Annotated in this window: 23 protein-coding genes; 19 read left to right on the plus strand and 4 right to left on the minus strand. The window is 40.4% G+C overall.

Annotated elements, in window-relative coordinates; genetic code table 11:
- The first annotated feature begins 200 nt into the window (after positions 1-200).
- Entirely contained in the window at positions 201-1,535 is a 1,335-nt protein-coding gene (locus CRN97_RS02915) for an O-acetylhomoserine aminocarboxypropyltransferase/cysteine synthase family protein (RefSeq protein ID WP_097075807.1), read from the plus strand.
- A gap of 27 nt (positions 1,536-1,562) precedes the next feature.
- Complete coding sequence (gene cysK, locus CRN97_RS02920) at positions 1,563-2,495, plus strand: cysteine synthase A (RefSeq protein WP_044933809.1); 933 nt, start codon at positions 1,563-1,565, stop codon at positions 2,493-2,495.
- Between the two features lie 146 nt (positions 2,496-2,641).
- Here the strand turns inward: cysK and CRN97_RS02925 are convergent, their stop codons facing one another.
- Positions 2,642-3,370, minus strand: a complete 729-nt coding sequence (locus tag CRN97_RS02925; protein WP_097075808.1) for an N-acetylmuramoyl-L-alanine amidase family protein — start codon at positions 3,368-3,370, stop codon at positions 2,642-2,644.
- 83 nt (positions 3,371-3,453) lie between these two features.
- Positions 3,454-4,602, minus strand: a complete 1,149-nt coding sequence (locus CRN97_RS02930; RefSeq protein ID WP_097075809.1) for a D-alanyl-D-alanine carboxypeptidase family protein — start codon at positions 4,600-4,602, stop codon at positions 3,454-3,456.
- A 181-nt stretch (positions 4,603-4,783) separates the two neighbouring features.
- Here CRN97_RS02930 and CRN97_RS02935 point away from each other — a divergent pair, with 181 nt between their 5' ends.
- The 8 genes from CRN97_RS02935 to CRN97_RS02975 all read left to right on the plus strand — a co-directional run bounded on the left by CRN97_RS02935 (position 4,784) and on the right by CRN97_RS02975 (position 14,607).
- Complete coding sequence (locus CRN97_RS02935) at positions 4,784-5,326, plus strand: glutathione peroxidase (RefSeq protein WP_074790751.1); 543 nt, start codon at positions 4,784-4,786, stop codon at positions 5,324-5,326.
- Between the two features lie 734 nt (positions 5,327-6,060).
- Positions 6,061-8,037: an amylo-alpha-1,6-glucosidase gene (locus CRN97_RS02945; RefSeq protein ID WP_097075811.1), complete on the plus strand. Its 1,977-nt coding sequence runs from the start codon at positions 6,061-6,063 to the stop codon at positions 8,035-8,037.
- 15 nt (positions 8,038-8,052) lie between these two features.
- Complete coding sequence (locus CRN97_RS02950) at positions 8,053-9,789, plus strand: ABC transporter ATP-binding protein/permease (protein ID WP_097075812.1); 1,737 nt, start codon at positions 8,053-8,055, stop codon at positions 9,787-9,789.
- Positions 9,789-11,477 carry an amino acid ABC transporter ATP-binding/permease protein gene (locus CRN97_RS02955; RefSeq protein ID WP_097075813.1) on the plus strand — a complete coding sequence of 563 codons (1,689 nt, stop codon included), beginning with the start codon at positions 9,789-9,791 and terminating at the stop codon, positions 11,475-11,477. Before CRN97_RS02950 ends, CRN97_RS02955 begins: the two co-directional genes overlap by 1 nt.
- Positions 11,478-11,501: 24 nt before the next feature.
- The gene (locus CRN97_RS02960; RefSeq protein WP_143063567.1) at positions 11,502-11,897 is read left to right on the plus strand and encodes a hypothetical protein; all 396 of its coding nucleotides are present in this window, start codon (positions 11,502-11,504) and stop codon (positions 11,895-11,897) included.
- Between the two features lie 126 nt (positions 11,898-12,023).
- Entirely contained in the window at positions 12,024-12,620 is a 597-nt protein-coding gene (locus CRN97_RS02965) for a GTP pyrophosphokinase (RefSeq protein WP_242961994.1), read from the plus strand.
- A 12-nt stretch (positions 12,621-12,632) separates the two neighbouring features.
- Positions 12,633-13,304 (plus strand): response regulator transcription factor, encoded by a 672-nt coding sequence (locus tag CRN97_RS02970; RefSeq protein ID WP_097075814.1) that lies wholly within the window; start codon positions 12,633-12,635, stop codon positions 13,302-13,304.
- Complete coding sequence (locus CRN97_RS02975; RefSeq protein WP_097075815.1) at positions 13,297-14,607, plus strand: sensor histidine kinase; 1,311 nt, start codon at positions 13,297-13,299, stop codon at positions 14,605-14,607. The genes CRN97_RS02970 and CRN97_RS02975 overlap by 8 nt, the downstream gene beginning before the upstream one ends.
- Before the next feature lie 864 nt (positions 14,608-15,471).
- Here the strand turns inward: CRN97_RS02975 and CRN97_RS02980 are convergent.
- A complete protein-coding gene (locus CRN97_RS02980) occupies positions 15,472-15,687 on the minus strand; it encodes a hypothetical protein (protein ID WP_083380679.1) in 216 nt (71 codons plus the stop codon).
- Positions 15,688-15,703: 16 nt separating this feature from the next.
- Positions 15,704-15,901 (minus strand): PspC domain-containing protein, encoded by a 198-nt coding sequence (locus CRN97_RS02985; RefSeq protein WP_090394124.1) that lies wholly within the window; start codon positions 15,899-15,901, stop codon positions 15,704-15,706.
- A 164-nt stretch (positions 15,902-16,065) separates the two neighbouring features.
- Between CRN97_RS02985 and CRN97_RS02990 the strand changes: the two genes are divergently transcribed.
- The 9 genes from CRN97_RS02990 (at position 16,066) to CRN97_RS03030 (ending at position 22,426) form a co-directional block, all read left to right on the plus strand.
- On the plus strand, positions 16,066-16,560 hold the full coding sequence (locus CRN97_RS02990) for a helix-turn-helix domain-containing protein (RefSeq protein WP_033153849.1): 495 nt from the start codon (positions 16,066-16,068) through the stop codon (positions 16,558-16,560).
- 116 nt (positions 16,561-16,676) lie between these two features.
- Positions 16,677-16,994: a thioredoxin gene (trxA, locus tag CRN97_RS02995; RefSeq protein ID WP_090479963.1), complete on the plus strand. Its 318-nt coding sequence runs from the start codon at positions 16,677-16,679 to the stop codon at positions 16,992-16,994.
- Between the two features lie 175 nt (positions 16,995-17,169).
- Positions 17,170-17,748 carry an ATP-binding cassette domain-containing protein gene (locus CRN97_RS03000; RefSeq protein ID WP_179670660.1) on the plus strand — a complete coding sequence of 193 codons (579 nt, stop codon included), beginning with the start codon at positions 17,170-17,172 and terminating at the stop codon, positions 17,746-17,748.
- A 75-nt stretch (positions 17,749-17,823) separates the two neighbouring features.
- Positions 17,824-18,645 (plus strand): HipA domain-containing protein, encoded by an 822-nt coding sequence (locus CRN97_RS03005; protein ID WP_097075817.1) that lies wholly within the window; start codon positions 17,824-17,826, stop codon positions 18,643-18,645.
- Positions 18,623-19,432, plus strand: coding sequence for a hypothetical protein (locus tag CRN97_RS03010; RefSeq protein ID WP_097075818.1), 810 nt, complete (start codon positions 18,623-18,625; stop codon positions 19,430-19,432). Before CRN97_RS03005 ends, CRN97_RS03010 begins: the two co-directional genes overlap by 23 nt.
- Before the next feature lie 121 nt (positions 19,433-19,553).
- Entirely contained in the window at positions 19,554-20,138 is a 585-nt protein-coding gene (locus CRN97_RS03015; RefSeq protein WP_097075819.1) for a 50S ribosomal protein L25, read from the plus strand.
- Positions 20,139-20,290: 152 nt separating this feature from the next.
- Positions 20,291-20,917, plus strand: coding sequence for a GNAT family N-acetyltransferase (locus CRN97_RS03020; protein ID WP_097075820.1), 627 nt, complete (start codon positions 20,291-20,293; stop codon positions 20,915-20,917).
- A 151-nt stretch (positions 20,918-21,068) separates the two neighbouring features.
- Entirely contained in the window at positions 21,069-21,389 is a 321-nt protein-coding gene (locus tag CRN97_RS03025) for a nucleotide pyrophosphohydrolase (protein WP_090479977.1), read from the plus strand.
- Positions 21,390-21,487: 98 nt separating this feature from the next.
- Positions 21,488-22,426, plus strand: a complete 939-nt coding sequence (locus CRN97_RS03030) for a DMT family transporter (protein ID WP_242961995.1) — start codon at positions 21,488-21,490, stop codon at positions 22,424-22,426.
- The last annotated feature ends 13 nt before the right edge of the window (positions 22,427-22,439 follow it).

The following is a 22,439-nucleotide window of genomic DNA, read 5'->3' on the forward strand; positions in this document are numbered from 1 at the left end:
TGTTTTATAAGGATATAGTAGCAACAAAATGTGAAAATATAATATTAAAAGTGTGACTATAGCTAGTTATAAATTCAATTTATAGCTAGCTATAATTTTTGCTTATTGTAAAACCTATTGACCTGATAGGTAATTAAATGTATTATCATTTCAACACAAAAACATATCAACCAGATAGGCAAAAAAAAGGAGGAAGAATTATGAGCAATTATAGATTTGAAACTTTAGCACTTCATGTGGGCCAGGAAAACCCAGATCCAGCATCTGATGCAAGAGCAGTACCTATTTACCAGACTACTAGCTACGTATTCAGAGATTCACAGCATGCAGCAGATAGATTTGGTCTTGCTGATGCAGGTAACATTTATGGTCGTCTTACAAATTCTACTCAGGGTGTTTTAGAGGAGAGAGTTGCAGCACTTGAAGGTGGAAGCGGAGCACTTGCAGTTGCATCTGGTGCAGCAGCTATCACATATACAATCCAAGCACTTGCAGCAAACGGCGGACACATCGTAGCACAGAAGACTATCTACGGCGGAAGCTACAATCTTCTTGCTCATACACTTACACAGTACGGTGTTTCAACTACATTCGTTGATGCACACAACTTAGATGAGGTTAAAAACGCAATTCAGGATAACACAAGAGCAATCTACTTAGAGACTCTTGGAAATCCTAACAGCGATATTCCAGATATCGATGCAATTGCAAAGATTGCACACGAGGCAGGTCTTCCACTTGTTGTTGACAACACATTTGGAGCAGCTTATTGGGTAAGACCAATTGAGCACGGCGCAGACATCGTTGTTCATTCAGCAACAAAGTTCTTCGGTGGACACGGAACAACACTTGGTGGTGTTATCGTAGAAGCTGGCAAGTATGATTGGAAGGCAAGCGGAAAGTACCCTAACATCGCAGAAGCAAATCCAAGCTATCATGGTGTATCATTTGCTGAGGTTGCCGGTCCTGCAGCATTTGTAACATACATCAGAGCTATTCTTCTTAGAGACACAGGGGCAACAATCTCACCATTTAATGCATTCCTCCTTTTGCAGGGAATTGAGACATTGCCTCTTCGTCTCGACAGACATGCAGAAAATACAAAGAAGGTTGTTGAGTTCTTGAAGAATCATCCAAAGGTAGCTCATGTAAATCATCCATCACTTGAGGATCATCCAGACCATGAGCTTTATAAGAAATACTTCCCTAAGGATGGCGGCAGCATCTTCACATTCGAAATCAATGGTGGCAAGGAAGAAGCTTACAAATTTATTGATAGCCTTGAAATCTTCTCAATCCTTGCAAATGTAGCAGATGTAAAGAGCCTGGTTATTCACCCAGCGACAACAACTCATTCTCAGCTTACAGAGGAAGAGCTTTTAGATCAGGGAATTACACAGTCTACAATCAGACTTTCAATTGGTACAGAGCACATTGATGACATCATTGAGGATTTACAGAAGGGCTTTGATGCAATTGATGCAGATAAGATTGAAGAAGTTTTTAATGCAGAAAAAAACGCAAATGCGGTATAATATAAAAAAACTAGGAGGAGACTTGAAATGTCTAAGATTTATAAGGGAGCTATTGAGTTAATTGGAAAAACTCCACTTGTTGAGGTGGTAAATATTGAAAAGGAGCTTGGGCTTGAGGCTACAGTTCTTGTAAAGCTTGAGTATTTCAATCCAGCTGGATCAGTAAAGGATAGAGTAGCAAAGGCTATGATCGAGGATGCAGAGGAGAGAGGTCTCCTCAAGGAAGGTTCAGTAATCATCGAGCCAACTTCAGGAAACACAGGTATCGGTCTTGCAGCAATCGCAGCATCAAAGGGATACCGTGCAATCCTTACAATGCCAGAGACAATGTCAGTTGAGCGTAGAAATATCCTTAAGGCATATGGCGCTGAAATCGTTCTTACAGAAGGCTCAAAGGGTATGAAGGGGGCTATCGCAAAGGCTGAGGAGCTTGCAGCAGAAATCGAGGGAAGCTTTATCCCTGGACAGTTTGTAAATCCAGCAAACGCAACAGCTCATAGAACAACTACAGGTCCAGAAATCTGGGAAGACACAGATGGAAATGTTGATATCTTCATCGCTGGTGTAGGTACTGGTGGAACAGTTACAGGTGTAGGTGAGTACCTTAAGTCACAGAAGCCAGATGTTAAGATTGTTGCACTTGAGCCAAAGGATTCACCTGTTCTTTCAGAGGGACGTGCAGGTGCACACAAGATTCAGGGTATCGGCGCAGGATTTGTTCCAGACGTATTAAATACAGAGATTTACGATGAGATTTTCGTAGCAGACAGTGCAGATGCATTTGCAGCAGCAAAGCTTCTTGCAAAGAAGGAAGGAATCTCAGTTGGTATTTCTTCAGGAGCAGCTCTCCACGGAGCAATCGAGCTCGCTAAGAAGCCAGAAAACAAAGGCAAGACAATCGTAGCTTTACTTCCTGATTCAGGTGACCGCTACTACTCAACACCTCTATTTACAGAATAATTTAAACTGAGAAAGCCACTCTGTTACGGCTACAAGCCTACTGATTTCTCCGCTCAACAACATGTTTCGCTTGAGAAATAGTAGAGCTTGATGCCTACAGAGTGGCTTGTTTTAGTTTGTATTAGTAATTGAAGTAAAATTACCATTTACTTCTGTGTGAAGTAGCTATCTATACCATTAGTTATACCTTGGGCGAGTTCAAGTTGATATTCATCTGTTACCAACTTTGTTTCCTCATCCACATTTGTGAGGTTACCAACTTCTACGATGGCGGTAGGAGATGCACACCAGTTGATGATAGGCTTGTCATCGTCTTCGGTGACACCTGCATTATTACACTGGGTTTCCTGGACAACAGAGCCTAGGATTGCATCTGATAATAGTCTAGCATCATTATAATTTCCATAGTTGTATGGATTATCTTCTGACTGACATACAACAGAAACTCCATTGTTTTCCCCAGTCTGAATTACTATAAATGCATCGGCATTTGCGGTGTTGGCAATCATTGCACGGTCGCCACTGCTAAGATTTACATCGTTTTCATTTCTGGTAAGGAGTACGGTGTAGCCCTGCTTGCTAAGAAGAGAAGATGTCTTCAAGGCAATCTGCAGATTCAGCTCATATTCGTGAATTCCTGTTTCGGCCCCATCTACACCAGTTGTGGCACGTGTAGTTGTTTTGAAAGCTCCCGGACCAATTGGTTCTTTCCGATTATTAGCAGTCTGCTGACAGCCGGGGTCAATCACTATAACTTTCTGGGTAGATGTGTCTTTAACGGATTGTTTGGCATCTACGGTGATTGAAGGACAAACCATTGCAACTAGGAGCATTACTACAACATATTTTTGTAAGAGCTTTCTAATCGGTTTCATTTGTAAATCACACTCCCTTCCAAAAAATTCTCTACTATGATTATCGGATACTAATGTGAAAAAACAATGTTATTTCCGTGATTTTACCAATAATTTGCAAATCCAAGTTCAATTAATCGATTGGTTTCAGAATAACGTGATGATTTTACTGTTCCGTCAAACATTGTGCGGTTCTTTCCCCCAAGAACAACAGTGATAATTGTCTTGCCTTCTCTTGAAGCAACAGTCACAAGACACTGGCCAGCGCGGTTGGCTGTTCCTGTTTTGCCGCCTACCACGTATGGGTTGTAATAAGCGGAGCCTGGAATTACGAGAGCGTCAGTGTTTACAAGTGCTCTAGGAGCGGCGCACATATTTGTGGCTGGAAGAACTGAGCTTGCCATACCAAAATACTGCTTGAATAATGGATGAGCATAAGCGTTAGCTGTAATCAAATAAAGTGAGTAAGCGTTTGTGTACATGTTTTTATCTGGATAGCCAGATGGATTAGTAAAGTTTGTATTTACACAGCCAAGCTGAGTTGCTCTTGCATTCATAAGTGCTACGAAGTTTGATACGGAACCGGCAACGGCCTCAGCAAGAATATTGCAGGCCTGGCAATCAGAGCTAACCATCATTGCTGTAAGAAGCTGATCTACAGTAAGAATCTCTCCAGCCTGAAGTCTTGGCTCCACATGGCTTGCATCAGATGGAAGAGAAGCAACTGCTGTTGCAGAAGTCAAAACAGGGGTATCCAAAGTGAGCTGTCCAGCCTCGATAGCTTCTATAACAAGAAGAGCAGTCATAATCTTTGTGGTGCTGGCTGGCTCAAGCTTGTCATTTGCTCCCTGGCTATAAATGATTTTGCCTGAAGCTGCATTAGCAACAAGGGCTGCATTTACATCATAAGAAGTAAAGCGAACAGCAGTAGTATTTGCTGCAACAGAAAGAGCCTGCTGTGAAATATAGTAAATTCCGCCATCAAGGCTAACCTGCCAAAAGCCATTTGATGTCTGGCCTGTAACCTGCACAGGTGTATTAACAGCGAGAGTTTTTACGAAAGTGGTGGTATCTGCATCAGCAAATACTTCAGTACCATTGCAGGACAAAAGCACTGCAGATATAGGTGTAACAGAATAATAAGCAGCCTCAGCCTGAAGTGATGCCATAGGCACTGTAAAACTAATAGTCAATGCCAAGGCTAGGGACAAGGCAGTCTTAGTAAAAATCTTTTTTAAATTTTTTAGGTTCAAATTAATATTTCCTCCATATACAAATGTTATTTTTATTTTATCAGAACAAGGAAAAAAATAAAATTTGAAAAAAAAAGTGTTGACAAATAAAATTTAATTGCGTACAATTCAATCATAATCAATTGCACACAATTAAATTAAAAGAAATATGAACATGTTTTTCTGTGAAGGAGGAAAAGTAATGGGATTTTATGATCTTACAGTTGAAAAGACAAATGGCGAGCAGCAGGCTATGAGCGATTATCAGGGCAAGGTTGTCATGATTGTCAACACAGCTACAGGATGCGGTTTCACACCACAGTACAAGGACATCGAAAGCATCTATGAGCAGTATCACGCTCAGGGCTTCGAAATCGTAGACGTTCCTTGCAACCAGTTTGCAGGTCAGACACCTGGCAACGACGAGGAAATTCACGAGTTCTGCCAGCTTCACTACAACACACAGTTCCCTCAGATGAAGAAGGCTGATGTAAATGGTGAAACAGCTATCGAGCTTTTCAAGTATCTTAAGTCTCAGAAGGGCTTTGAAGGATTTGGTAAGGGTGCTAAGGCACTTGCTATGAGCGCAATGCTCAAGAAGATTGACAAGGATTACAAGAACAATCCAGAAATCAAATGGAACTTTACAAAGTTCATCGTTGACCGTCAGGGTAATGTAGTTGCCCGTTTCGAGCCAACAGCTGACATGAAAGAAGTCGAGAAGTGTGTAGCTTCTTTGATTTAGTCTAATATATTCGTATTATTTCTCCCTTTTTGTAAGGACTAGGCACGCCCATGCCTGGTCCTTTTGTTTTTGCCATTCCCACCCACATATCTACATGTAATCTGGCTGCCCTCCCCCTAATGGTACCACCGCCACCTGGGTAGGAGACGATTTCGCGAATATTATAGTTTTTCTTGACGCAAAAGGTGAGCATTCTGCAGGTGTCTTATTGCGGGATGAACTTTTTCTGAATCTGTATAGGCTAGGACGGACACATTATAACTAACAATATGGATTTTCAAAGCTATGGTACCTTGGGCTCATATTACATTCGTTAAGTAGAACTATAAAAGAGATATTTGTATGGATGAGCAACGTGGCACATTCAACGTCCTGTTTCAAGTGACCACTGCTGCCGCCGTCCTAGCGGCAGCTGCTCATCCATATCAAATATCTCTTTTTGTTCTACTAAACTCATTCCAAAATCGCCCAAAGGTTACCATAGTTTTGAAAATCCATATATTAACCAACAACAGTGTGTCCGTCCTTAGACATACAGATTCAGAAAATGTACAGACCTGCAAAAGACACCTGCAAATTAAGAATGTGAGCCTTGCGTCTTAGAAAAACATAATATTCATGCGATGTCTCCTACCCAGGTGGCGGTGAAATTTTTGCAAATTTAATGAAGAAATGGGGGGATTTTTGTGTATAATGTAGGTGTAAACTTTTGCGTGTACGATGGAGAATAATAAATGAATTTTGAATTTGCTTTAGATAAGCTTAATAATTATAAGAATAATTTAAATAGAGAATGGCTTTTGACAAATGGCCTTGGTGGATATGGAAGCAGTAGCATTATCGGTGCACACTCGAGAATTCATCAGGGCTATTTGATTGCTAGCTTGCAGGCACCGGTGGATAGAGTGCTTGCGTTTTCAAAGACAAATGAGCGCCTCGTGTGTGGTAGCAGGATTTATGATTTGACTACAGCTCAGCATAAGGGCCCTTATACTAGCGAGTTTAATCAGGGTAATATGCACCTGAGCCAGTTTAAGTATGATGGTAATGTTACATTTATTTATGAGGCGGGTGGTATGCGTCTCACAAAGACAATTACTTTGGTTCATGAAAAGAATCAGTGTACTATCGCATATACGTTGGAGAATAATGGTCCAGCAGCAGGTGTAGTTATCACACCTCTTATGAATTATAGAAAGCATTCAGCTAATATGACTATCAATGATTTGAGATTTGAGTTGCCAGAGGAAGTTTTCCAGGAGATTCGTAACGAGAATAATGGCAATGTTGGATTTTACTATAGTCCTGTTAGCAATTCAGATGTGAGAATATCTCTTATTTCTGCAGGCTGTGAGATGGTAAAGCGTAACAACGTGTACGATGAAAATATGGAGCTTCAGCATGAGCTTGATGATGGCAAGGATGGTTTGGATTGTCATATTAAGCCATACGATTTTGTTATGGAAGTTGCGGCAGGTGGAGTTTCAAAGGCTTCATTTGTTTGTTCCGTGGATGTGAAATCTAGCACTGGTCGCAAGAAGGTGAACTGGCCAGATTTCGAAGATATCGATAGAGACACAGCTTTTGTAGAGGCTGAAAAAGAGAAGAACAGAGTCCAGGAGCTTATTGAAACTGCTGGATTTGATGAGGATGATGAGCTTGCACAGGTTCTTACTGTTGCGGCAAATCAGTTTATCGTAAAGAGAAAGTCTTCTAATAAAAAGAGTATTATTGCAGGCTATCCATGGCTCACAGACCGTGGTAGAGATGCAATGGTGGCGTTCACAGGCATTTGCCTGGAGACTGGCCATTTTGATGATGCCAAATCAATTCTTCTTACATATGCAAAGTATATTAAAAATGGTTTGCTTCCTAATGAGTTCCCAGAGGAGGGAGGCACACCTTCAAACAATACAGCTGATGCGTCACTTTGGTATTTCTATGCAGTTTATAATTATCTGAAATACGTTGATAACGATGAGGCATGGAAGTTTGTTGAGGATGAAATTTATCCTCATCTTCAGGAAATCATGGGGGCGTACAGAAAGGGCACATCATATTCTATCAAGATGGATGATGATGCTTTGATGCAGGTAGGCAAGTGCAAGCCTGTTGATATTAATGCTCTTTGGTACAACGCACTTATGACAATGGAGGAAATTTCACGAGGAATCGCCAGAAGAACTCACAACAAGCCAGAGAACTATCTGGCGTACGCAGGTGGTTGCAGCCAGCTTGCTATCTGGGTTAAGGAGGCATTCAACACAGATTTCTGGTACGAAGAGGGCGGCTACCTTTACAATTCCATCAGCGAAGAGGAGAAGGATACAGCGCTCTGCCCTGATCAGCTTTTTGCTATCAGCCTTCCATTTACAATGCTTGATGTTGAAAAGGAAAAGTCTGTAGTAAAGGTCGTAAAAGACAATCTGTATGTTGGTGTTGGTATCAAATCATTGGAGGAAGGCACAGCCTGGGGCTTCATGCTAGGTGCATTTATTGAGGCATATCTTAAGGTTGGCGGACATAGCGCACAGTCTATCGAAGAGGCAAAAGCTATGTTTGAGCCAGTAGAAAAGCATCTTGTAACAGAATGTATTGGCAATTACTCAGAGAATTTTAATAGTGAAAAGCCATATCAGCCAAAGGGATGTTTTGCGCAGGCTTGGTCTGTAGGCGAAATACTTAGAGCATATGCACTCCTTAAAAAATAGTTTTGAGGGAAGAATATGATTAAAACAAGATTACTAAAAATGATGAAGCAAGGCACACGCCACGTGTTCATGTCAATTCTATGGCAGTGGCTTGGTCTTGTTGCTCAGATTATCATAGTAGGTTGCTTTGCCAGAATAATTGGCGGCACATACGCCGGCAAATTAGACACAAAGCACCTGGTGATTTATCTTGCAGTTGCCTTGTTTTGCATTTTTTCTAGATTAGTTTTTGACAGACTCTACACTGAAGCTTCTTTTGAAGCCAGTGTAGATGTAAAAAAAACGATGCGAGAGGAAATCTACAGCAAGCTTCTTCGTCTTGGAAGCAGCTACCGTAGCAAGGTATCCTCTGCACAGATTACCCAGATGATGGGAGAGGGCGTTGAGCAGCTTGAGATATACTTTGGAAAGTATATCAGCCAGTTCGTATATGCGTTAATTGCTCCCCTTACATTATTTGGAATTCTATTTCAATACAATTTGAGAGCGGCAGTTGTTCTACTTGTCGCAGTTCCACTTATTCCAATTGTTATCATGATAGTTATGAAGGTTGCCAGAAGGCTTTTGGACAAATACTTCAAAGTATACTATGGCCTGGGAGATACATTCCTTGAAAAGCTTCATGGTCTTACCACTCTAAAGATTTATGAGTCTGATGGACAGGCAGCGGAGGAGATGGATGTAGAGTCAGAGCGTTTTAGAAAAATCACCATGAAGGTGCTTTCTATGCAGCTCAACAGCACCATCGTTATGGATATTGTTGCCTATGCAGGAGCAGCTGTGGGAATCATCACCACAATCAAAGAGTTCCTAGATGGAAATATGACTCTCGTTAGCGCCATTATGTTTTTGCTTTTGTCGGCAGAGTTTTTCCTTCCAATGAGACTCCTTGGCTCATACTTCCACATTGGTATGAATGGAATGAAGGCGGCAGACAAGATATTCGAGTTCTTAGATTTGCCAGAGCCTGAGGCAGGGAAGTATTTAATTTCAGAGGGACCATACGACATTCGATTTAAGGGGGTGTCATTTGCTTACAATAAAGAGGAGACGTTAAAAGATATCTCCATGGATATTGATGCAGGTCAGCTGGTTTCAATTGTAGGTGTTTCTGGCTCAGGAAAGTCCACAATCGCCAGTCTTCTCAGACAGCAAAACAGAAACTACAAGGGATCAATTACTGTTGCAGGCAAGGAGCTCAAGAATATTTCCGAAGCATCACTTATGTCTGCCATGACAGCAGTTTCTTTGAATAGCTATATTTTCCACGGAACAGTTCGTGACAATCTTCATTTGGGTAAGCCAAAGGCTAATGATACAAAGCTTGTAAACATTCTAAAGCTTCTAAATCTTTGGGATGAGCTTGCGCCTTTAGGCGGACTGGAGTTTGAATTGGCAGAAGGCGGAGCCAATATTTCAGGCGGTCAAAAGCAGCGCCTATGTATAGCAAGAGCCTTGCTTAAAAACTCACCAATTTATATTTTTGATGAAGCTACCAGCAATATAGATATGGAATCAGAAGAAATCATAATGAGTATCATCCGCAAGCTTTCGAAAGAGCTAGGAAAGACGGTTATCCTTATATCACATCGACTTGCAAATGTGGTGAAGTCGGACCAGATATTTATGCTTGATAGTGGAAGTATCGTAGAATCTGGAACCCATAGTCAGCTGATTAAAAAGAATGGAGCCTACGCTACTCTTTACAAGAAGCAGCATGCTTTGGAAAACTATGCAGGAGGTGCCATGTAATGAAGAAAGAAACATCTGGATTAAAAATCATGGCACGTTTAATCGGCCTGGTAAAGCCACTGATATTTATTATGATCCTTGGTATTTTGCTGGGAAGCTTGGGGCATTTATGCGCCATTTTTGTAACAGTGCTTGGAGCTGAGGGCATAGTTATGGTAATCAACAGCCTGGAGAACCCAGTACTTGTTCGTACCTTGCCAAAGTTTTTCCAGCTTATTGTAGTAGTTGCAATACTTAGAGGTCTGCTTCATTACGGAGAGCAGTATTGCAATCACTACATTGCCTTTAGAATACTTGCTATTATCAGACACAAGGTTTTCAACAAGCTTCGTGTGCTGTGCCCAGCCAAGCTAGAAACAAAAGAAAAGGGTAATCTTATTACAATGATTACCACGGATATAGAGCTTTTAGAGGTGTTCTTTGCTCACACCATTTCACCTATCGCAATTGCGATAATAGTGTCATTGTTTATGTCAGGATTTTTGTGGCTACAGTATCCAGTGGCAGGTATTATTGCTGCCATTGCTTACCTGACTGTAGGTGGAATGATTCCTGTTTCTAACGAGATGAGTTCGGCCGAGGCAGGGCTTAAATTCAGAAACAAGTTTGGCAAGATGAACAGCTTTATCCTAGGTGCTTTATATGGCATCGATGATACCATTCAATTCAAAAATGGTCATAAGCAATTAAATAGATTAAATGCAAAATCAGATAATCTGGCTGAAATCAAATCCGATTTGGTGGACTACGAAAAGAATCAGAAGCTACTTACAAATCTGTCTATACAGGCGTTTTCATTAATCATTTTGGTGGTAATGGTGGTTGCCTACAACAAAGGCCGTGTCTCATTTGAACAGGTGATGATAGCAGTTGTTGGTATGATGAGTTCATTTGGGCCAGTGGTTGCCCTTGCATCATTGTCAAACAATCTGAATCAGACTCTTGCCAGTGGCGAGAGAGTGCTTGCACTTCTTGATGAAAAGCCTCTTGTAGAGGAAGAGACTGATGGGGTGGATTTGGAAATGGTGGCCAACCCAAAGGGCAACATCGCTACAGTAAACAATGTTTCATTTGCCTATGAGGATGTGGAGGTCATCAAGGATAGAACAATCGATATTCCAAAGGGACAAATCCTCGGAATCCATGGCCCAAGCGGATGCGGCAAATCCACATTGCTTAGACTTTTAATGGGATTTTGGAAGCCAGATAAGGGGCAGATTTACTATTACGATAAAACTGAAGGTCCTATTGAAATAGGGGATGTAAATACTTCTTCACTTAGAAAGAACCAATCCTTTGTCACACAGGAAACATGGATTAGCCAGGATACCATTGCAAAGAATATAGCGGTGGCAAAGCCGGATGCAACCATAGAAGAGATTATGGAAGCAGCGAAGAAAGCCAGCGTACATGATTTCATTATGAGTCTGCCAGAAGGCTACGACACAAAGGTGGGTGAGCTGGGCTCCACACTTTCAGGAGGAGAGAAACAAAGAATTGGTATAGCCCGTGCATTTTTGCATGGTGGTAATATGCTCCTTCTTGATGAGCCTACTAGCTCGTTAGATTCGCTGAACGAGGGAATTATCCTGAAATCTCTAAAGGAAGAGGCCAAGGACAAGACGGTAGTGTTGATTTCTCACAGAAAATCTACCATGGGCGTAGCCGATTCCGTAATAGATTTTTAAAAATTATGTGTTAAACTATGGCTTATGAAGAAATATATTAGTTTGTTATTAGTATTTACCATAATCATCAGTTTTGTAGGCTGTGGAAAGAGCTCTGAAGTAGGAGACGTGGATGTGGATTTGACAACCATGTCATCTACCATGGTGTACTCTTATGTGGCGGACATGCTTGCCAACCCATCCAACTACAAAGGACAGCTCGTAAGGATGAAAGGTGACAGCAACACCACCCACGGAGGCACACATTCTTGCATTGTCTACGATGCTTTGGGATGTTGCACAGAGGGAATTGAGTATCTTCTTCCAGAGGATGAAGAATACCCTGACGATGGTAAAGGAATCACAGTAGTTGGTACTTTTGCCACATATACAAAGGGCGAGGGTAAATATTTTGTATTGATTGACGCAGTCATCGAGTAAAGTTCAGATAAATTTTAGAAAAATTTAAGAGAGTTTACCAAGGTTTTTTGGTAAACTCTTTTTATGTGGAATAATTATCATTGAAACTAAATTTGTTGAGGACTCAATAAAAAATAGGAGAAAGTTTTGGAAGAAAGTATATACGGCAACCATCGTGACGAGATGGAAAATGTTATGAATATAATCCTTGGTTCAATTAACGAGCTGAGGGAGGATATGATACAGGAATTTGGCAGTGATCCAGTGGAGCATTGTTTGGCTCGTATTAAGGATGAGGAAAGCATGCGTGAAAAATGCAGAAGGCAGAATCTTCCTGAGACTACAGAATCGGCCCTGGAGCAGATTCATGATGCTATCGGAATAAGAGTTGTCTGTGCATTCATTAGTGATGTATATTCAGTTCGTGACCATCTTAGAACAATTGATAAGGTGGAGGTCATCGAGGAAAAGGACTACATCAAACAAGCTAAGCCAAACGGCTACAGAAGTTTGCACATGATTCTGAGATACGACAATAAATACTATGTAGAGATACAGCTTAGAACCATTTCCATGGATACATGGGCTGCTTTGGAACACCATATGCGATACAAGAAAAAGGTATCCAAAAGCGATGCACTTATTAGCGCAGAACTAAAAAGATGTGCTGATGAGCTGGCGTCTACTGATATGTCTATGCAGACAATCAGAGACTTGATTCGCTCAGAAAGCATTGACGAATAAGAGAGGAAATTTATGAAAATATTACTTGCTGAAGACACACTTGATTTAAATAAGGTTATTACATCCATGCTGGAAATGCAGGGATTTGTAGTAGATAGTGCCATTGATGGAGCACAGGCTTTGGAGCTTGCACTTAGCAATGGCTACGATGGTATCATCCTAGATATCATGATGCCAAAGATGGATGGACTTGAAGTATTAAAGGAAATCCGAAGACGAAACATCGTTACACCAGTGCTGATGCTTACAGCAAAGGCAGAGGTGGATGACAGGGTAGAAGGACTGGATGCAGGAGCAGATGATTATCTTACCAAGCCTTTTGCCATGAAGGAGCTGATGGCTAGAGTAAAGGCTATGACAAGACGAGGCAGCCAGTACGCAGCCAAGGAGCTTTCTTTTGGTGATATCACACTTAAATCCGAAAGTCTTGAGCTTATTTGTGCCAACACAGTTCGTCTGTCATTAAAGGAATTCTCATTGATGCAGGCTCTTCTTTTAAATCAGGAGCATCCAGTGGATACAAAATATCTAATAGAGCATGTTTGGAATGATGAAACAGATGTTGAGGAAGACACAGTTTGGCTCTATGTAAATTTCTTACAGGGCAAGCTGGAGTATATTAATTCTGGAGTAACTATTAAAGGCGAAAAGGGCGGTTCTTTCCAGGTGGTAGTGAATGAGTGAAAAATCAATTCGAGCATTAAAGAATAAGTTCATAATAACTGCAATGGTGTCATTCTTTATTGTAATGAGCTTTATTGCAGGTTGTATTTATGTTATCAACTCTCTGATGACACGTGGACAAATCAAAGATAACATAATGTACATTGTTGAAAATGATGGTATCTTGCCTATGCAGTACGAAAGCATCGAATCAGATGATGCTGGAGGCAATAATACAACCATTGATAACAAGAATGATTTGGTTTATCAGCTTGAAAGGCTTTTTGGTGTGGAGAGCGACTATATTTCTGATGAATTCTATTATTCAACCAGATACTTCGCTGTCACATATACTGAGGATGGAGATGTTGAAAAGGTAATCACATCTCACACTGCAGCAGTGGAAGCGGACCAGGCAGTTACATATGCCAACACAGTCATGAAGCGCTGGTTCAAGTTCGGAAGCTACGACGACTATTACTACATGGTGGCCCCAAGAGATGTAGGAGGCACAATTGTGGTAGTTTTGGATTGTAGCACCCAGGTTGCCATAAATCGTCGACTTGTATTACTGGCTTGTATCCTGATCGGATTTGGTATGGTGATTTCAGCATTCGTTATTAAATCCTGGGCAGGAAAGCTTATTCAGCCTGAGATTAAGAATGCAGAGCTGCAAAAATCATTTATTACAAATGCCAGCCACGAGCTTAAAACACCACTTGCGGTCATCAAGGCAAACACAGAAATGCTTGAAATTATGGGCGTTGAAAACGAATGGACTCAGTCTACCATGCGTCAGGTAGATAGACTGACAGGCCTCATTCAAAACCTTGTTCTAGTTACACGAGCAAGTGAGAAGGATAGTAAAGAGGATAGAGTGGAGACAGATTTCTCTGCCATCGTCACTGACACTGCAAAGTCATTTGAGGCGGTAGCTATTTCCGATGAAAAGACGATGGAGCTTAGTATAGCATCTGATGTTAAACTTCTTGCACACGAGGGTGACATCCGACAGATTACAACATTGCTTATCGATAACGCTATAAAATACTGTGATCCAAAGGGAAAAGTAACTGTTGGACTTGGCAGAGATAAAAAGCATAAGCACATCTACTTACGTGTTTCAAACAGCTATGAATCTGGAGCAGGCATTGATTACCACCGATTCTTTGATAGATTTTACAGAGGCGATGAAGCCCATAATATCGACAAGGAAGGCTATGGTGTTGGTCTGTCTATTGCCCAGGGGCTTATGGAACGCTATCACGGTGACATCAAAGTAAACTGGCGCGATGGCATCATCACGTTTACTTGCATTTTTTAAGTATGAATTTGTTGCATTTTTAAATGAATAGAAGAGAGTGACAGGGAGCCAGTGCTTTTGCACTGGCTCTTTTTTGTGGGGCGGGGCTTGTTTTGGGCTGGATGCCGGGCTGTGCGGGCTGGCACTACTGCCTGAGAGAAGATTTTGAATTTAGGCAGTAGTAGAATTGGCCGTGACTACTGCCTGAGAGAGATTTTTGATATTAGGCAGTAGTGGAATTGGCCGTGGCTACTGCCTGAGAGAGGACTTTTGAATTTAGGCAGTAGTGGAATTGGCTGACGCTACTGCCTGGGGAGAGATTTTGAATTTAGGCAGTAGTGGAATTGGCCGTGGCTACTGCCTGAGAGAAGATTTTTGATTTTGGGCAGTAGTGGAATTGATCGGGGCTACTGCCTGGGGAGAGATTTTGAATTTAGGCAGTAGGAAAAATGGCCGGGCTTACTATCTGGGAGAAAAATTAGATTTAAGATAGTAAGATAGTAGGCAAAACTTACTATCTGAAACGAAAAAGCAAATCTAGATAGTAAGAAAGTGGAGAAATACTACTATCTGGGATGAAAAAGAGATTCTAGAGAGTAAGAAATCAGGAAATGACTACTATCTGTGAGTAAAAAGTGATTCCAGGCAGTAATAGGCACATTCTTAAGTGCCTATGCGGGAAGAAACTCATTTATGGGGTGCGCCTGGTGGATTTTGGTATTGTTAATCTTTTTAATCGTTGTAGGTTTAATCTATTTGAAACTGATAGATTATTATAGAAAAGTTAGGTAAGTGTGAGTTTAGTAGAAGTAAGATATTGTTCAAAAAGCATCTTATTGACGTATGTCAAATAAGATGCTTTTTAGTTCAATAAAGATTTTGTAGTTAATCAACTGCACCTGCAATCAGTGAAATCACACCTACTGCTATCAGTATTGGCAATGCCAAATACATCAATCCGCCAAATACAAGTGCTAACAAAAACAATGGTAAAAAGACGATATAAAGCATTATTTTAAAAATGCCCCATGTGGCTCTGAAAGCCAAGCCAATCATCTTGCCAAAAACCATGAAAAATAAAATTCCAAATAATACTGACATAACAATGCCTCCTTCGTTATACAACGTCTACTGGATTATCATCCATTACAAGAGCTGCAACGATGTAGATGATAATTCCGCTTCCACCTGCAAGTGTAACTGCTGCCCAAATCAATCTTACAAGTGTTGGATCTACATCAAAGTATTCTGCGATTCCGGCGCAAACACCACAAATCTTTTTATTGTTGCTTTTGTATAATCTTTTTCCGTTCATATTAAGTACCTTCCCTTTCTATAAATAAGTGGTTTGTTTGATTTCTTACTTAGATTTTACATTTGTATTTCCTACTAATATATCACTATTTCAGCAAACGAATATATGCTATTTTTCTTTTTTGGAAAAATAGATATAATGATTTTATTAGGAGGATGATACCGATGGGAAGAAAATCAATTAGAGAAGACAAAAGTGTATATTTCAAGGCGCGTGAGGAGGCTGGACTTACAAGAGCTCAGGCTAGTGAATTGATAGGTTCGATGACAGAAAGTCGTCTTGAAAAAATCGAAACTGGTAAGGTCGCAATCTATCCGGAAGATGTTGTGGATTTGGCAAACGCATACAAGCGCCAGGATTTATGCAACTATTACTGCACTCATCAGTGTAAAATCGGCCAGGAAACAGTCCCTGAGGTGAAGATGTCATCCCTGCCTGAGATTGTACTTGGTATGTTGTCCGCGTTGAATTCTCTCAACAATCAGAAAGAGCGTTTCATTGATATCACTGCCGACGGTATAATCTCTGATGATGAAATTGATGATTTCCTTGCAATTCAAAAGCAACTTGAGCAAATCGATTTGACTGTGGAATCGCTCAAGCTTTGGGTATCAAAAATGATTTCCGAGGGAAAAATCAATAAAGATAAACTTAATTAGTCAGGTTTTTCTGACCAGGCAAGTTATTTTTGCGTACTTGATATAAATTCCGTACCACATATAATGTTCTTATCAGCTGATTAAACGAAAGATGATTAGAATAGTGAGGTACGATTATGGAATATGTATTTACATCAGATAACTTTAATTCGGAAGTATTAAACAGTGACAAGCCTGTTCTTATAGACTTTTACGCAAACTGGTGCATGCCATGCAAAATGATGGGGCCAGCAGTGAAAAAGATTTCAGAAGAATATGATGGAAGAGCAAAAGTTGGCAAGGTCAATGTAGATGAGCAGCCAGAACTAGCTAGTCAATTCAATGTGAGAAGCATTCCATTTTTTGCAATAGTCAAAGATGGTAAGCTAGTAGACAGCGCCCTTGGCGCAATGCCAAAGGCTGCTCTTGAGGAAAAATTGAATAAGGTCCTCTAATCTAACTAGAGGTTATTTTTTCAGGATTTCGGCTAATTCGTCGAAATCCTCTTTTGCTTTGCTCCATACAGGACTTCGTCTTAATAAATACATCACATAGACATTCGTTACTGATACTGATTTGTGGTAAAATTTAGTAAGTTAGGCCGAGAATAATGAGATGGGGTTAAATAAAATGACAATCATACTTGAAAACATTAGCAAATCATATGATGGTAACAAGGTTCTGGAGAATCTTAATGTGGAAATAGAAGATGGCAGATGCTATGCATTTGTTGGGCCTAAAGGGGCAGGAAAAACTACAGCTCTCAAAATCTTTATGGGGATGGAGAAGCCAGATGAGGGAAAAGTGTGCAGAATGGGAGATTACAAGTATCCTACTTTACAAAGTGCATATGTTTCCCAGGATGGCCAACTGAATCTGAAGAAGGATGCCATCTGGAATGTAAAAAAGGCACACAGATGGGCCAGCAAAGGAAGAGCCATAGAGGAACTGACCCGCTTTATAGAGCCAGATAGGCTGAGCATCCCGGTGTCGGAATTATCTGTGCCAGAGCGTAGGTTGGTGGAGCTGGTAAAGGCCTTGTTTACACCAGCGGATTTTATAGTGCTGGATTCTCCATTTGAGGGAATGGATGCTGACACCAAGCAAAACACCATCGATTATCTGCTAGATATAAAGGGCAGCAGACCTCTTATAATTGCCCAGGAAGATGCTGAGGGGCTAGATTTTGCTAGAAAGGTTTGCTTGTAGGAAAAAATGAAATAATAGCATCTTATTTGACGTGCGTCAAATAAGATGCTATTTTATATTTAGGAGGACGACAATATGGATACAAAGATAATCCTAGATAAACAAGATATGACTCATCTTCAATGGTCTCATACTAGGTCATCTAGTGGCACAGCAGGAACATTTTTGAAGGCATCAGAGCGAGTGCATGGGAAAAAAGTTTATTATAAGCTTTCCAATTTTGATAGTGAAAAAGGTATTGTTGGGCACGAGTGTGTAAATGAAATTATTGTAGATAGATTGCTGACGATACTTGGAGTGGAACATTTGCATTATCAGCTTATACATGCAGATGTTGATATTGATGGTCATATTTATGAAACATGGCTTTGTGCTTCTGAGGATTTTAAAGAGCCAGGAGAAACAAAGGTTGCACTAGACAACTATTATCAGGTTAATAGTGAAGCAAAAACGAGCCACTACGATTTTTGTGTTCAGAATGGATGGCAGGACTATATCGATACTATGCTTGCTGTAGATTATTTGATTATGAATCGTGATAGACATGGTGCAAACATAGAGGTTCTCAGAAATGCCAGAAAAAAAACGCTTAGAATAGCGCCTTTGTTTGACCATGGGTTGTCTTTCTTATGTTCATGTTTTAGTGAAAAAGAAATTGCTGAGTTTGATATTGATGTAGATAGAAAATGTCAAAACTTCATTGGCGGCAGGTCGACACTTGAAAATCTTGATTTGATAAAAGATAAGAAAAAGTTGTTTGCAAACAGTATTGCTTTAGACACAAAGGAAGTGCTTTTTAAAGATTTGAATCGGGTTTTATCCGTTGAGCATATGGAAAAGATTTGGAATATGCTTTATAAAAGGTGGTGTTATTATGAGAGTATTTGCAATTCATGATGATGAAATAGACAAAAACAATCCAATAGGAATGTTGTTGTATTATGAGCGTTCAAATCATTTTATAATAGAGCTTTGTGAATGTTTGGATGAATGGAATGCCCCATTGTTATTTGCTTCGTTTGTAAAGAAAGGAATATTTACCATTCCGCATCAGTACGCAAAACTATGGGTCGAAGAAAGGGTAATTCCATCTGGCAGACAGAATATTGGAATGATTCTTAAGAATGCAAAGCTCACTAAATATGATGAATGTAAATTGCTGTGGCTCAGTAGAGGAAAATCTTCTCAGGATTCATGCTATTTAAAGGATGTAAAAGAAGAGGAGATACCTGGATGGCTTGTAGCAAGGCAGGCTGATAATATTTATGAAAGTTTTCCATACATGGATGGAAGAATAATATGCCTTTTGAAAAACGACACATCGATGGAGGTGGATTTAACTAAGTGCATTGATGACGTGCCTAAGCTTTATTCGGTTATCAAAAATGAGAGACTGATGTCAGGTCTCACAGTTGATTCTGGCGGATATGGGATAACCTTTAATGGCAATATATTTGTAGAAAAGCGTATCCTGGTTGAAAACGGAGTGGTTTTACCGATATATGCAAAGGTTTTCGATTCATTTGCAAAACACTGTGTTATAAATACGACAGAAGCATGTGATATATTGGAGTGTACAAGGCAGAACCTAGGTTATTTTGTGAAACAAGAATTACTGCATCCAATTAAGACTGATTGGAAAGAGAATGTTTTCCTAAAAGGAGAAGTAACAAGTAGCACTTGACTATTAAATAAAAGAGGACTATAACAGAGTCGAACACGAGAAACAAACGAAACGCCAATTGAATATCGACATTCCGCAAATTTCCCTGCTCAAATATTTGTATTTTAGGAGGAAGAGACAAATGGATACTTACAGAGTACAAAGACGTGACATGGAAAAGAAGGCAAAGAGGTTGAGAAGAGAGGGCTACGTTACAGGTAACCTGTTCGGTAGGGATATCGAACAATCAATCCCACTCCAGTTCGAGGTTAAAGAGGCTGAGGCACTCAGAAAGAGCAAGCACACTCAGATGACTCTGGATTTGGAAGGAAAGAAGTACAATGTGTTACTTAAGGAACTACACTATGATGCAGCTAAGCATCAGATTGTAGAGATGGATTTCCAGGAGCTTGTTAAAGGCGAGGTTATCCATGCAACAGCAGAGGTTGTTCTTGAAAACAAGGAAGCTGTTACAGAAGGTGTTTTAGAGCAGCTCGTTTCGGAGGTAGCATACAAAGCAAAGGCCGAAGATGTAGTTGAGAAGATTGAAATAGACTGCAGCTCACTGAGACTTGGTGATACAGTTACTGTTGCAGATCTTGCTATTTCAAAGAACAAGAAAGTTGATGTAACCACAAACGCTGACCAGGTAGTTGTTGAGGTTATTGCAGCAAAGAACCAGGTTGCTGATGCTGAGGATGAGGATTCTGAGCAGGCAGCTTCATAGTATATAATTCATTTTTTTAAAGGAGAAGTGCTGTTTGACAAAGTACAACACAAAGGAGATTGTAGGCTAACCGGGAGGTTTGCAGACAATCAGACAAACCTCCCGCTGAAAAGCAACTTTAAGTCACAAGTTTTCAGGAGGTTAGATAAACAATGAATAAAAATGACTATATTATTCGATTAGAAGAAAAGAAAGACTACAGAGAGATTGAGAACCTAGTAAGAGAATCATTTTGGAATGTATATCGCCCAGGATGTAGCGAGCATTATGTGATTCACGTGCTTCGAGATGACCCAGCTTTCATACCAGAGCTTGATTTTGTTATGGAGAAAGATGGAAAGCTGATAGGGCAGAATATGTTCATGAAGACGGTTATTGAAGCAGATGACGGCAGAATCGTGGACGTTCTTACAATGGGCCCAATTGGTATCACTCCAGAGTTGAAGCGTCAGGGATATGGCAAAGCCATTCTTGATTATTCGCTGCAAAAGGCCACCCAGATGGGATTTGGTGCAGTTTTATTTGAAGGTAATATCGACTTCTATGGTAAAAGCGGATTTGATTATGCAAGCAAATTTGGAATCAGATACCATGATTTGCCTGAGGGCGCAGATGCATCCTTTTTCCTCTGTAAGGAACTGAGACCAGGATTTTTGAATGATGTCGAAGGAGTTTATCAAACTCCAAAAGGATATTATGTAAGCGATGAGGATGTGGAAGAGTTCGATAAAGACTTTCCACCTAAAACGAAGCTTAAGCTTCCGGGTCAGATTTTCTAATTGAACAGGAAAAGCCTCACATGCACAAAGTGCATGTGGGGCTTTTGGTTTAAGTGAAGTACTTATACTGGTGGGCACAAAATAGAGTGCCATAAAAAGTACCACTGTGCTATACTAGCATTGTTAGAAAACACAAGAAAAGGGATATGTTATGACACAGGAAACTATAGATCGTATAAGAAAAATGACAATAGATCGTGACTGGGACCAGTTCCACTCACCAGCAAACTTGGCAAAGTCTATTTCCATCGAGGCAAATGAATTACTTGAGTGCTTCCAGTGGAGCGACGATGATTACGATATCAATCATGTGAAGGAAGAGCTTGCAGATGTAATCGTGTATTGCAGAAACATGCTTGATAAGCTGGGCCTTGACGAGGATGAAATCGTAAATGCGAAGATGGATAAGAACGAGGCAAAGTACCCAGTGGAGAAGTCAAGGGGAAGCAATAAGAAATATAATGAATTATAATGAATAATAAGAATAAGGCTGCACTTTTTGTGCAGTCATCTTTTTAACGTGGGAAGAGTATTTGAAAAGAAATAATGATTAAAGAGAGAAATTGTTAATTGGAATCAATCAAGAAAAATAAAGTATCACTTAGTAATAAATATGTTGTTTGTGCTTTAGCCATAGTCTGTTGCTTGCTGTGGGGCAGTGCATTTCCTAGCATCAAAATCGGATATCGTATTTTCGGAGTGGATGCAGCAGATTCAATGTCACAGATTCTGTTTGCAGGAATTAGATTTTCGCTTGCAGGAGTGCTGGCGGTAATCTTTGGAAGCATTTCACAGAAGAAGGTATTAGTACCAAAGGCAAGTTCATGGAAAATGATATGCACTCTTAGCATTTTCCAAACTATGCTGCAGTACTTTTTCTTTTATATAGGCCTGGCACATGCTTCAGGAGTCAACGCATCAATCATTAATGGAATGAGCACATTCTTTGCAATCCTGCTGGCATGCCTGGTGAAAAAGCAGGAGCACATGACGGTCAGCAAATTAACAGGATGCATTCTTGGTGCAATCGGAGTAATCCTTGTAAGTTTGAGCAGCGGCAGCATCGGAACTGGCATCGCTTTTAATGGTGAGGGATTCATCCTCATTGCATCTGTATCCTATGCAATTTCTTCGGTGCTTATAAAGGAGTATTCTCAGCACGAGAACCCGGTAACGCTTAGCGGATACCAGTTTATCATCGGCGGCATAGTGATGATTTTGGTTGGCTGGGCAGGCGGAGGCAGACTGCACCAATCATCAGGCCTGGGAATTCTTTTGATAGTATACCTAGCATTGGTTTCATCAGTTGCTTACTCGGTGTGGGGACTTTTGCTGAAGTACAATCCGGTTTCTACCGTTACCGTATACGGATTTACGAATCCAATCTTTGGCGCGCTGCTATCAGCTATTTTCCTGAGAGAGTGGGGAAATATTTCGTGGAAATCATTGGTGGCGCTGGTGCTTGTAAGTGCGGGTATTTATATTGTTAATAGTGGGAAGATGAAATAAAGAATATTCAAGA

The sequence above is a fragment of the Pseudobutyrivibrio ruminis DSM 9787 genome, from assembly GCF_900218035.1.
Classification (GTDB): Bacteria; Bacillota; Clostridia; order Lachnospirales; family Lachnospiraceae; genus Pseudobutyrivibrio; species Pseudobutyrivibrio ruminis.